Here is a 12,070-nt window from a genome sequence, read left to right on the forward strand (position 1 = left end):
CTGAGGATCCGCCGTGAAACATCGCCTTTCCCGTCAGCACGTCGTCGACATGTGCCGGACGATGCTCGACCGCGGTTATCTGAAGGCGACCGAGGGCAACGTCTCGGTCCGCATCCCCGGTCACGAGCTGTACGCGGTCACGCCGAGCAACTACGACTACGACAAGATGCGGGTCGAGGACATCTGCATCGTCGACTTCAACGGCAAGCACGTGCCCGACCCGGACGGCGCCGGCGGCCTGGTCCCGTCGATCGAGTGCGGCATGCACGCCAACGTCTACCGCGAGCGGCCGGACGTCAACGCGATCGTGCACACCCATCAGCCGTACGCCTCCGCGCTCGCCTTCCTGCGCAAGCCGATCCCGGCGCTCACCGACGAGCAGGTCCGCTTCCTCGGCAAAGAGGTCGCGATCATCGACTACGCCCCGTCCGGCACCGGTTTCCTGGCCAAGAACGTGCAGAAGAAGGTGGCCAGCGGCGACAACGCGTTCATCATCGCCAACCACGGCGTGGTGGCGCTGGGCACCGACCCGGACCGTGCGGTGTTCAACATGGCGCTGCTGGAGAAGGTGTCGATCGCCTACCTGATGGCGCTGACCTCCGAGGCCGGCAAGGTCTACACGATCCCCTCGACGATCCGTGAGATCGCCTTCGGCAAGCTGAAGAAGGACGAGAAGCGGATCGCCGCGCAGATCACCGAGGCCGTCGAGCCGGTCCGGGTGCCCGACGACGAGGAACTGCCGACCAGTTCGGCCGTCGAGACTCCGGCCGAGTCGGCGGAATCGGCCGAGCTCGGCTACTCGATCAGCGAGTATCTCGACGTGGACGACACCATGCGCCGCCTCAAGGCCCTGGTCGCCCAGCCCCTGCGCGGCCTGCGGCACGACGCGCTGCTGGACACGCTGAACTACTTCGAGACCAAGTGCCGGGCCTCCAAGGAGATCACCGAGCGGGCCAAGAAGCGCATCCCCGGCGGGGTCCAGCACAACCTGGCGTTCAACTACCCGTTCCCGCTGGCCATCGACAAGGCCGAGGGCGCGTACCTGACCGACCGGGACGGCAACGTCTACATCGACTTCCTCCAGGCCGGCGGCCCGACCATCCTGGGCAGCAACTACGCCCCGGTCAACGAGGCCGTGGCCGAGGTGATCAAGTCGTCCGGGCCGGTCACCGGCCTGTTCCACGAGTACGAGCTCAAGCTCGCCGAGATCATCAACCAGTACATGCCGCACATCGAGATGTACCGGTCGCTGGGTTCCGGCACCGAGGCCGTGATGGCGGCGGTCCGCGCGGCCCGGGCCGGCACCGGCAAGAAGATGGTGATCAAGGTCGGTGGCGCCTACCACGGCTGGTCCGACACCGTCGTCTACGGTCTGCGGGTGCCCGGCTCGTTCCGGATGAACGCCAAGGGGATTCCGTTCGGGGCCACTGGCCGTACCCGCGAATCCTTCCCTCATGATCTTGGAACGCTGAAGCGGAAGCTGATCGAGAACCGGTTGCGCGGAGGCACCGCCGCCGTGATCGTCGAGCCGCTCGGCCCGGAGTCCGGCACCCGCCCGGTCCCGAAGGACTTCAACGCCCAGGTCCGCAAACTGTGCGACGAGTTCGGCTCGATGCTGATCTTCGACGAGGTGGTGACCGGGTTCCGTACCGGCCTCGGTGGCGCGGCCGGGTATTTCGGTGTGACGCCCGACCTGACGGTGTTCGGCAAGGCGGTCTCCGGCGGCTACCCGATGGCCGGCGGGGTCGGCGGCAGCGCCAAGGCGATGGCCGTGTTCGGCTCCGGGCTGGACGGCAAGAACGGCGCGCACATCCAGGTCGGCGGCACCCTGTCGGCGAACCCGCTGTCCTGCGCAGCCGGCTACTTCGCGATCAAGGAGATGGCCCGCACCAACGCCCCGGTGATCGCCGGCAAGGCCGGTGACCGGCTGACCCGCGGCCTGCAGAAACTGATCGACAAGTACGGCCTGCCGTACGTCGCCTACAACCAGGGCTCGATCGTGCACCTGGAGTCGAGTGGCGTCATGCTGCTGGACATGCGCAACCCGGTGAAGCTGCTCAAGGAGAACAAGGGCCGCAAGAAGCTGATGGAGCAGATGGGCGCCGCCTACGCCGCGCACGGCATCATCACGCTGGCCGGGTCCCGGATGTACACGTCGATGGCCGACACCGACGAGGTCATCGACGACGCGCTGTCCCGGTTCGACCAGGTGTTCGCGCAGGTCGAAGGGGTCTGAGAGTTGTCCATCCCGCCGCAGATCCTGGCGATCGACCTCGGCACGTCGGGGATGAAGGCCGCCCTCGTGGCCGCCGACGGCACGGTGACCGGCTGGGCCGAACGGCCGGTCCCGCTCGTGGTGCTGCCCGGCGGCGGCGCCGAACAGGACCCGATCGCCTGGTGGGACGCTCTGGCCGAGGTCGTCGCCGACCTCGGCCGCACCTTCCCCGGCCATCTGCGGGCGGTGACCACGATCTGCTCGTCGACGCAGGGCGAGGGCACCATCGCGGTCGACGCCGGCGGCGACCCGCTGACCAGGTGCATCAGCTGGCTCGACATGCGCGGGGCGCCGCACCTGCGCAGGCAGTTCGGCGGGTTCCCGGCGTACCAGGGGATGTCGGTGCGCAACATCGCCCGCTGGCTACGCCTGACGGGCGGTATGCCCTCGGTGACCGGTAAGGACCCGGCCGCGCACATGCTGTTCGTCCGCGACGAGATGCCGGACGTGTACAGAAAGACCAGAACCTTCCTCAACGTGCTCGACTGGGTCAATCTGAAGCTGACCGGCCGCACGGTGGCGACCGTCGACTCGATCCTGACCTCGTGGGTGACCGATAACCGGAAGGCCCCATCCATTCGGTACTCCCCCGCGCTGGTCTCCGCCAGTGGAATCGACGCCGACAAGCTCCCACCGATCGTGGCCTGCACCGAGGTGATCGGCACACTGGCCCCCCATGCTGCCGATCACCTCGGTCTCCCCCGCTCGGTGCAGGTCGTCGCGGGCGCGATCGACAACACCGCGGCCGCGATCGGGGCGGGCACCATCGCCGACAACGAGACCCACCTCTACCTGGGCACCTCGTCGTGGATCGCGGCGCACGTGCCGAAGAAGAAGACCGACATCCTGACCGGCATCGCGTCGATCCCGTGCGCCATCCCGGACCGCTACCTGATGACGGCGCTCCAGGCCACCGCGGGCGCCAACCTGACCTGGCTACGCGACAAGATCGTCGAATACGACGACCCGATCGTCAGCGCCGGCCACGTCAGCCGGGACGAGGGCACCATCTTCGACGCCTTCGACAAGATCATCCCGTCGGTTCCGGCCGGCGCCAACGGCGTCATTTACACCCCTTGGCTGTACGGCGAACGCGCACCCGTCGACGACCCGAACCTGCGGGCCGCGTTCCTGAACATCTCCCTCGACACGACCCGCTCCGACCTGTTGCGGGCCGTCTTCGAGGGGGTCGCGCTGAACACCCGCTGGCTGGCCAAGGCGGTCGACAAGTTCCTCGGCGCCCCGGTACGGTCGATGGTGATCACGGGCGGCGCGGCCCGTTCCGACTCGTGGTGCCAGATCTTCGCCGACGTGCTGGGCGTCGAGATCCGCCGCGACGCCAACCCGGTGACGGTGAACGCCCGTGGGGCAGGCTGGATCGGCGCGGTCGGCGCCGGCCTGATCTCCTTCGACGACATCCCGGCCCTGACCCGCAACGACCACGTGTTCACGCCGGGCCCCGACCACGACCGCTACCTGGAGATCTACGACATCTACCAGGACCTGCACAAACGACTGGCCCCGGTCTACCGCCGCCTGAACCGCCAGACCGGCTGAGGCCTCCTCACCACCCGGGGCGGGCGGGCCGCCACCCACCCGCCCCGGGGCCCGCCTTCTCCACCCATCCACGCGCACCCCACGCCCCTCGGCCGACCTCGCGCTCACCCGCGTCCCTCGGCCCCCTCGCGCTCGCCACGCCTCGCCGCCGCCCATCCGCGCGATCTTGTGGACTTCCGCGGGACAGGTGCGCGTCTCGAGTTTCGCCATTTGTGCAACGGCATTGCAGGTCAGGGTCACAGCCAAAGTGAGTCTTGCATTCGTCCCGGTCAGCGTCATCCTCAACGAACTTCGCAAGATCACCGTGAGGTCTCTATGCCCTTGGGCGGCCGCCCAGAGGCGATGCCGAGGGCGGGTCCGTCTTCCTGACCGTTGACACCGCCGGCCGCAGCAATGGCCGGTGCGCACGTTCGCCGGGCCGGAACGATGGTCAGCGCACACGTTCGCCGATCGTGTGCGCCTGCTTCCCTCTGACGGGGACAGGCGCACACGTTGTGCCGCCCGTGTGCGCCTGCCGTCGTCCCGGCGAGGGTGAAATCGCACGTTGCCGCATTGTGTGCGCTGGTCGTCGCGCGCCGGCGACCATGCCGGGCCGGGTGCCGGCGACCGCAACGAACAGCCCTCCCTGTCGCGGAGGGCAAGGTTCGTCGATGTTCCTTCCCGCGGTCCATCCGGACGGACACCCCCGGTGCGCTGTCACCATGGGCGGCGGCGTCCACAAGGCCGGCGCGACCGACGCAGACGATCCCCAAATGACGAAACCCGAGTGTGCGTGAAGTCAGCAAGATCGCGGAAGGCTCCTCGGTGCGGTCACGCTGAGCTGTGCAGGAGGCGGCGGACCTCGGTGGCGACCGCCGGCGACGTGATCGGCGACCAGGCCGCGAACAGCCCGGTGAAATAGTCACGGTGAGCGGCCAGCAGCGCCGGATCGTGCTCCAGGACGTCCAGCTCGTTGACGATGCTCAGATCCACGAACGGGGTGAGCTGCCAGTCGGCGAGCCGGACAGCCGCGCCGGTGAACCGGTCGGTGATCCGGTGCGTGACGGCCAGATCCGGCCAGGACCGGTCACGATCGCAGGCCGCGTACAGGTAGACGAGCTCCTCGGCGTTCGGCCCGATCAGGTCCCGCAGCGTGTCCCGCTCCTGCCAGAAGAGCAACGCCAGATCAAACCCGTCGGTGCCGTACGCGGCATGCGTCAACCCGGCGGCCTGCACATCGGGGTCGTGGCCGATGGCGGCCAGCCGGTCCCGGACCCGGCACAGGTGCGCGAAGAGCGTGCCACCCGGATGCTGGATCGTCTCGGTGCCGCGCTCCCGCAGCCATGCCTCGACACTCATCAACCGAATGTACGACCATGATCAACGATTCGCCGCCCCGGAGCGTACCGAACGGATGACAGACTGCTCCCCCACCTGGTCAGGCCCATGCCCGGGATTTCGATTGCCGTCGACACCGGGCCCTGGCAGGGTGCGCCCCATGGGAGTGATGGAAGCGGTGGCCGCCCGGGTCGCCGCCGGAACGACAGTCGACTTCCGCCCCCGAGGCGACTCGATGACACCACTGATCCGCAGCGGCGACCTGGTGACCGTGACCCCGGCGATCCCGGCCAACCTGGAACCGGGCGACATAGTGCTGGCCCGGGTAGCCGGAACCACCTACCTGCACCTGATCTCGGCAGTCGACCACGCCCGGCAGCGGGTCCAGATAAGCAACAACCGAGGCCGCGTGAACGGCTGGACGACTCACGCCCGCGTCTACGGCATCTGCACCACGGTGGCCGGCCGGCCCCGCCCCCGAACCAGCGGCAAAACCCGCCCATAACGCCGCCACCCGAATGCCGACCTCACCCCGATCGCACCACCCACCCGCGCCGCACTGCGCCGCGCCGCACTGCACTGCGCCGCGCCGCACTGCGCCGCGCCGCGCCGCGCCGCGCCGCGCCGCGCCGACAGATCTTGCACGAATCTCCACCCCCCTTAGCGATCTTGCACGATCCTCCACGTCCACCAGGGCGGCTCAGCTTGCAAGATCCACTTTGAGGGGCAGACCGATCTTGCACGAATCTCCACCCTCCTCGCGATCTTGCACGATCTTCCACACCCGAGCACGCCCAGTTTGCAAGATCTACTTCGCGGCGACGACCTTGCAGCTTCTTCCCCGCCAGGACACGAAAAGTGCTGCAAGATCGGCACGAGGGCGCAAATTCGTGCAAGATCATGAAGGCTTACATCGAGCGGCAGCTTCGAAGGCGCGCCCAATTCGGCAAGATTATGCAGATCTTGCATCTACGGATGCTCCCCGCGGCTTCAGCACCATCACCCCACCGCTCCGGCCCTCCTCCCGCCAGCACCGATCTTGCATGATCCTCCCCGCCACCGGAGTCCTGCGTGATCATTCCCGCGGCCAGCGGTCCTGCACGACTCTCCCGCGGGCCGTGATCTTGCACGATCCTCCCCCAGGCCGCGATCTTGCATCATCGCCCCGCGGGCGGCGGTCCTGCACGACCCTCCCCTAGTTGGCGGTCCTGCACGACCCTCCGCGGGCGGCGGTCCTGCACGCCCCTCCGCGGGCGGCGGTCCTGCACGATCCTCCCCGTAGCCGGTGGTCCTGGATGATCCTTCCGCCCGGAGGCGCAACGTCGGCGCGGCGCCTACTGTGACTGCGGGCACAACTGTCACAGATCGGTGGGCTGTTCTGTCTTAGAGGGCGAGCAACAAACACGACAGAGGAGTTCGCCATGGAAGCTCGTCTCGACCTGTTCAGCAACCCGGTCGCCGGCCGGATCATCAAGCACTTCTCCGCCGCCGGCAAGGCGACCATGGAGGCGGGGCTGCCGGAGAGCACCCGCGAGCTGGTGCTGCTCCGGGCCAGCCAGATCAACGGCTGTGGGTTCTGCGTCGACATGCACACCAAGGACGCCGCGCACGCCGGTGAGACCGCGCAGCGCCTGCATCTGGTGGCGGTCTGGCGGGAGGCGACGGTGTTCACCGACGCCGAGCGGGCCGCCCTGGAGCTGACCGAGCAGGCCACCCGGATCGCCGACGCGGCCGGCGGTGTGCCCGACGAGGTGTGGGCGAACGCCGCCAAGCACTTCGACGAGAACCAGTTGGTGGCACTGGTGGCGGCGATCGCGACGATCAACGCGTTCAACAGGTTCAACGTGATGGTGCAGCAGCCCGCCGGCTGGTACCAGCCGGGCCAGCTCGCGCGAGCGTGATCGTGAGCGAGGACGTGAGCACGCCCGCGAACGAGAACCGGAACGCGGACGCGCCCGCGAACGGGGACGGGGACGGGGACGCGAACAGGGCCGCGAACGCCGACGCGAACAGGGCCGCGAACGCGAACGCGGCCGCGGACAGGCCCGCGAACGCTGCGGACGGGGACGCGGGCGCGGACGGGGACGCGGACGCGGACGCGGACGGGGACGCGGACGGGGACGCGGACGCGGGCGCGGACGGGGACGCGGACGGGGACGCGGACGCGGGCGCGCCCATGAGAGAGAACGTGGACGCGCCCGGGAACGGAAGCGGGAACGGGAACGGGAACACGGACGCGAACGGGAACGGGAACGGGAACGGAAGCGGGAACGGGAACACGGACGCGAACGGGAACGGGAACGCGACCGACGAGACGGCGGCGGCCGGTTACCGGCCGCTGCTGTTCTCCATCGCCTACGGCATGACCGGCTCGGTCGGTGACGCCGAGGACATCGTGCAGGACGCGATGCTCGGCCTGGTCAAGGCCCGCCGTTCGGGCACCGCGGTGACGAACCTGAAGGCGTACCTGACGACGTCCGTGACCAGGCTGGGCATCAACCATCTCGGGTCGGCGCGGGTGCGCCGGGAGACCTATGTCGGCGCCTGGCTGCCGGAGCCGCTGGTGGCGCCGGCCGGCGAGAAGGGCCCGGCCGAGCACGCCGAACTCGCCGACTCGCTGTCGATGGCGTTTCTGGTGCTGCTGGAGGCGCTGTCCCCGGTCGAGCGGGCGGTGTTCATGCTGCGCGAGGTGTTCGGATACGGGTATCCGGAGGTCGCCGGGCTGGTCGGCCGTTCGGAGGCGAACTGCCGGCAGATCTTCGCCCGAGCCCGTCAGCGCGTGCACACGGGTGCGGCGGAGACACCGGCGGACCGGGACCGGGCCCGGGACGACACACCGGCCCGGCAGGCCGAGGCGGCCGCTCTCGCCGACCGTTTCTTCGCGGCCGCGGCAGGCGGCGACATCGACGCGCTGCTGTCGATGCTGGCGCCGGACGTCGTACTGATCGGTGACGGCGGTGGCAAAGCGCAGGCCCTGGCGACCCCACCAACCGGCCGGACCGCGGTGGCACGGCTCTTCGCGGGCATCTTCCGTCGCCTCACCCGGCTGGGCGTCACGTTGCGTCCGGCCGTGGTCAACGGACGTCCGGGCGCGGTCTTCCACGACTCCGCCGACTGGGTTGTCGGGGTGATGTCCCTGGATATCAAGGATGGCCGGGTCCACGCGGCACGGTCCGTGGTCAACCCTGACAAGCTGCACCATTTGGGGCAGGTCTCCGACCTGGCGCTTCGCCAGAAACCCGACCACACGGTACGCCCGGAACACCCCCCAACCACAGACGACCCACTCCCGTAGGGTCCGCGCGGCGTCGCTGCGGCACCGGGCCGCAGCGCGCCCGCCGGGCTGAATCCGGTGGGCAACCCCGAACCGTCACACCTGCCCAGCCAGTGGTTCACCCCAACCGTCACGCCTGCCAAATCCGGTGGGTCACCCCGAACCGTCACACCTGCCAATCCGGTAAGTCGCCCCAAACCGTCACGTCTGCCCAGCAGGTAAGTCGCCCCGGACCGTCACGCCTGCCCAGCAGGTAAGTCGCCCCGGACCATCACGCCTGCCAATCCGGCGGGTCACCCCGGACCGTCACGCCTGCCAATCCGGCGGGTCACCCCGGACCGTCGCACCCGCCGAACTGACTCCGGTGGTCACCACCGGAGGTCACGCCTGCCCGGGCTGAGTCCGATGGTCACCCCAATTCGTGCAATCGGTCCTCGATGAGTTCCCGCATGGCGGCGTGCCGGTCGCGCAGGATGTCGCCGAGGCGTTCGATCTCGGCCAGGGCGGCGTCCCGTTCGCTGTCCAGCCCGTTGATCGCGACGGCGTGCCGGTGGCGGGCGTCGCTGTCGATGGTGGCCGCCAGCAGTTGGGCGTCGCTGGTCACCTGGTCGGCTTTGGCCTGGGCCTTGTCGAGGAGGTCCCGGGCTTGCTCCTCGGCTTCGCGTAGGTGGTCGTCGGCGTGCCGGCGGGCCACCGCGAGCACTCGGTCGTCACCGGCGGCGGGCCGTGGTGTCTCGCGGGCACGGGCGAGTTCGACGGTCAGCGCACGGGCCTGTTCCTCGGCGCGCGCCTGTTCGGCCCGGAGCCGTTCCCGCTCGGCCCGGAGCCTGTCGAGTTCGCCCGCGAGCCCGGCCGCCTCGGTCTCCGCCGGGGCCTGCTGGAGCCGTTCACGCAACGCCCGGTTCTGGCCGTTCAGGCGGGTGAAGGCCCGCTCGGCGACGCCGAGGAACGCGTCGACCTGCTCTCTGTCGTAGCCGCGTTCACCCGGCAAGGGGTCGCGGAACTCCACATTGTGGATGTCCGCCGGGGTGAGGGGCATGGTGGATATCCGTTCGGTCATTCGAGAACCGCGCGGGGCGGCACGGCGGAGACGGTCAGATCGGGGAGAGTGCTCGGAACGGGGTCGCCTGCGCGGCCGTCGACCGGACTAGACGGACCTGACCGGCGGCCACGAGCAGGTGGTGGTCCGGATAGTTGACCGAGCGCAACGCGAACCCGCCGCCGGACGCCGCCGGGCAGAACGTGGCGTCGGACAGGTAGAGGGCGGTCGGCTCACCCCGTTCCACGAGCAGGACAAAGTTGCGATGCCGCAGGTAGAACCCGGGATATTCAGCGGACTCGAAGGACACGCAACCGGAGTCGGCCAGCCCCTGCCGTACCAGAAATTGGCCGGTGAGTCCCTTGGCCGCGCTGTCGGCCTCGATCCGGGCGACGAAGTCGCGGTTGCGCAGCCGCTGTCCGGTCAGCCCGGTGACGCCGACGCCGACGGTCCGGCCCACGGTGAAGGCCGGGTCCGCGGCGGGCGCGGTGGTGGCCGTCCGGCTGGGCGTGGCCGATGCCTGGGCGGGCCGGCTGGTGGTCTCGACCCGGACCTTGCGGATGTCCCGGGTCGGCAGGACGTCGCCGGCGGGGGTCGACGGGTACAGCGAGACCGGCGGGGACTCCACGGCCGGCGATGCGAGCGGCGGGGCCGGGAGCGCGAACTCGGGTGGCCGGGGCGGCTCGTCCCCGAAGGCCACGAACGCTGCGATGCCGTAGCCGAGCACGGCCAGGGCGGTCGCTCCGGCGAGGACCAGCAGCGGGCGGCGGGACCGTCCGGGCAGCGGCTGGAGTGCCGGGAGATGCTGGGTCGGCAGCCCGGCGAGGCGGAGCGCGTCGGGCCCGGCCGTGGTGCTGGCGGACTCCGTCCCACCCGACGCGTACGGCGGGATCCATCCACCGATGCGCAGGGTCTCGGAGTTGTCGGCCTTCGTCATCTGGTGTGGGGCTCCTGGTGGTGACAAAGGACAGTAAATGGGGCGGGACGCAGTATCCCTGACAACGTTGTCAAGGGAGTGAACGTGAGCCGACCATCGTTGTCAACAGATTGTCTCGGGAAGCTTTATTGTCAGTGGTCAGCGAAGCGGTTCGATGATCGGGGCCGCCTGACAGCGTTGTCCGGCCCCGGACGTGCGTTTACGCTGTGACCTCGGGCGGCAGCATGGGGGAACGGCGTGGCACCGGAACGGACGTCCCGTGGGCGGGGGCGGCCCACGATGAACGACGTCGCGAAGATCGCGGGCGTCAGCCTCAAGACGGTGTCCCGGGTGGTCAACAACGAGGAGAACGTCTCCCCGCTGCTGGTGGCCCAGGTGCGCAGCGCGATCGCGATCCTCAACTACAGCCCCGACATCGGCGCCAGCACGTTGCGGCGCAGCGATCGCCGTACCGAAATGATCGCCTTGCTCTTGAAGGATGTCGGCAATCCGTTCTTCGCCACCCTGCACCGGGCGGTCGACGACGAGGCCCGCGCCCGTGGCGTCCAGGTGATCACCGGAAGCCTGGACGAATGCTCGAGCCGCGAGCGCGAGCTGGCCCGGGCCATCACCATGCGCCGGGCCGACGGACTGATCATGGCCACGGTCAGCGCCGACCAGAGCTACCTGGCGTCCGAGCTGCGGGTCGACACGCCGGTGGTGTTCGTGGACCGGCCCGGCCACGGATTCCCGGGCGACACGGTCCTGGCCACCAACGCGCTCGGCGCCACCGAGGCCACCCGCCACCTGATCGCCCACGGCCACCGCCGGATCGCGTGCCTGAGCGACCACGTACGGATCCCGACGGCCCAGCTCCGGCAGGACGGCTACCTGGCCGGGCTGCGCGAGGCCGGCGTCGAACCCGACGAGCGCCTGATCCTGGCCGACCTGAGCTCACAGTCCGTGGCCGAGAGCCGGGTGCTGGAGATGTTCCACCGCCCCGACCCGCCGACCGCCCTGTTCACCACCCAGAACGCGGTGACCGTCGGCGCCGTCCGGGCCCTGCGCCGCCTGAACCTGCACCACCGCGTCGCGATCGTGGGCTTCGACGACTTCCCGCTGGCCGACCTGCTGGACCCGGCGATCACCGTGATAGCCCAGGACCCGGCCACGATGGGCCGGACCGCGGCCCAGGCCCTGTTCCGCCGGATAGACGGCGACACCAGTCCCCCAGCCGACCACTGGATCCCCACCACCCTGATCCGCCGAGGCTCCGGCGAGCTCCCGCCACGCCCTGAACCCGGCCTTTGACTTTCGGGCGTGCCTTCTCTGCCTGGACAGGCCGGCGAAGGCACGCCGAATCGGTTCGTGTCTCAACCTGGCGCTCGCGGGTCCGGATTCGCCGCCTCGATCTTGCACGAATGTGCACCCTCGCGCCGATCTTGCAGCCCTTTCCATGTCCTGACGGGAAGAAGGCTGCAAGGTCTCCCCCGCGTCGTAGACCTTGCACGACAATCCACGCCCAGACGTGAATAACCGTGCAAGATCGCCGCGTGGATGGAAAACCGTGCAAGATCGCCGTGAAGGTGGAAAACCATGCAAGATCTGTGAAGGTTTTTGTCAAGCGGTGGCTTCGAGGATGCGCCAGATTTGGCGGGTTATGTAGCGTTTTAGGTTGCGGGTGATCTCGGC

At 69.3% G+C, this 12,070-nt stretch carries 9 protein-coding genes; 6 read left to right on the top strand and 3 right to left on the bottom strand.

What is annotated here, in order from left to right; genetic code table 11:
- Positions 1-13: 13 nt before the first annotated feature.
- Both AB0E94_RS25350 and AB0E94_RS25355 read left to right on the top strand, forming a co-directional pair.
- Positions 14-2,236: an aminotransferase class III-fold pyridoxal phosphate-dependent enzyme gene (locus tag AB0E94_RS25350; protein WP_360330247.1), complete on the top strand. Its 2,223-nt coding sequence runs from the start codon at positions 14-16 to the stop codon at positions 2,234-2,236.
- A 3-nt stretch (positions 2,237-2,239) separates the two neighbouring features.
- Positions 2,240-3,832 (top strand): FGGY-family carbohydrate kinase, encoded by a 1,593-nt coding sequence (locus tag AB0E94_RS25355; protein ID WP_360330250.1) that lies wholly within the window; start codon positions 2,240-2,242, stop codon positions 3,830-3,832.
- An 810-nt stretch (positions 3,833-4,642) separates the two neighbouring features.
- Here AB0E94_RS25355 and AB0E94_RS25360 read toward each other — a convergent pair.
- Complete coding sequence (locus AB0E94_RS25360; RefSeq protein ID WP_360330253.1) at positions 4,643-5,170, bottom strand: DUF6817 domain-containing protein; 528 nt, start codon at positions 5,168-5,170, stop codon at positions 4,643-4,645.
- Positions 5,171-5,309: 139 nt separating this feature from the next.
- Here AB0E94_RS25360 and AB0E94_RS25365 point away from each other — a divergent pair, with 139 nt between their 5' ends.
- The 3 genes from AB0E94_RS25365 (at position 5,310) to sigJ (ending at position 8,444) form a co-directional block, all read left to right on the top strand.
- Complete coding sequence (locus tag AB0E94_RS25365) at positions 5,310-5,654, top strand: S24 family peptidase (protein WP_360330256.1); 345 nt, start codon at positions 5,310-5,312, stop codon at positions 5,652-5,654.
- 916 nt (positions 5,655-6,570) lie between these two features.
- The gene (locus tag AB0E94_RS25370; RefSeq protein WP_360330259.1) at positions 6,571-7,050 is read left to right on the top strand and encodes a carboxymuconolactone decarboxylase family protein; all 480 of its coding nucleotides are present in this window, start codon (positions 6,571-6,573) and stop codon (positions 7,048-7,050) included.
- A 2-nt stretch (positions 7,051-7,052) separates the two neighbouring features.
- On the top strand, positions 7,053-8,444 hold the full coding sequence (gene sigJ, locus AB0E94_RS25375; RefSeq protein ID WP_360330262.1) for an RNA polymerase sigma factor SigJ: 1,392 nt from the start codon (positions 7,053-7,055) through the stop codon (positions 8,442-8,444).
- A 388-nt stretch (positions 8,445-8,832) separates the two neighbouring features.
- Here the strand turns inward: sigJ and AB0E94_RS25380 are convergent, their stop codons facing one another.
- Together AB0E94_RS25380 and AB0E94_RS25385 are read right to left on the bottom strand one after the other, a co-directional pair.
- The gene (locus AB0E94_RS25380; RefSeq protein WP_360330265.1) at positions 8,833-9,483 is read right to left on the bottom strand and encodes a DivIVA domain-containing protein; all 651 of its coding nucleotides are present in this window, start codon (positions 9,481-9,483) and stop codon (positions 8,833-8,835) included.
- 34 nt (positions 9,484-9,517) lie between these two features.
- Complete coding sequence (locus tag AB0E94_RS25385) at positions 9,518-10,399, bottom strand: AbfB domain-containing protein (RefSeq protein ID WP_360330268.1); 882 nt, start codon at positions 10,397-10,399, stop codon at positions 9,518-9,520.
- 279 nt (positions 10,400-10,678) lie between these two features.
- Here AB0E94_RS25385 and AB0E94_RS25390 point away from each other — a divergent pair, with 279 nt between their 5' ends.
- Positions 10,679-11,689 (top strand): LacI family DNA-binding transcriptional regulator, encoded by a 1,011-nt coding sequence (locus tag AB0E94_RS25390; protein WP_360330271.1) that lies wholly within the window; start codon positions 10,679-10,681, stop codon positions 11,687-11,689.
- Positions 11,690-12,070: the final 381 nt, after the last annotated feature.

It is taken from the genome of Actinoplanes sp. NPDC026670 (assembly GCF_040638175.1).
Taxonomy (GTDB): Bacteria; Actinomycetota; Actinomycetes; order Mycobacteriales; family Micromonosporaceae; genus Actinoplanes.

Coding starts and splice junctions, on each gene's coding strand:
- AB0E94_RS25360 (WP_360330253.1), bottom strand. CDS start 5,170: ATGAGTGTCGAGGCATGGCTGCGGGAGCGCGGCACCGAGACGATCCAG.
- AB0E94_RS25365 (WP_360330256.1), top strand. CDS start 5,310: ATGGGAGTGATGGAAGCGGTGGCCGCCCGGGTCGCCGCCGGAACGACA.
- AB0E94_RS25370 (WP_360330259.1), top strand. CDS start 6,571: ATGGAAGCTCGTCTCGACCTGTTCAGCAACCCGGTCGCCGGCCGGATC.
- AB0E94_RS25380 (WP_360330265.1), bottom strand. CDS start 9,483: ATGACCGAACGGATATCCACCATGCCCCTCACCCCGGCGGACATCCAC.
- AB0E94_RS25385 (WP_360330268.1), bottom strand. CDS start 10,399: ATGACGAAGGCCGACAACTCCGAGACCCTGCGCATCGGTGGATGGATC.
- AB0E94_RS25390 (WP_360330271.1), top strand. CDS start 10,679: ATGAACGACGTCGCGAAGATCGCGGGCGTCAGCCTCAAGACGGTGTCC.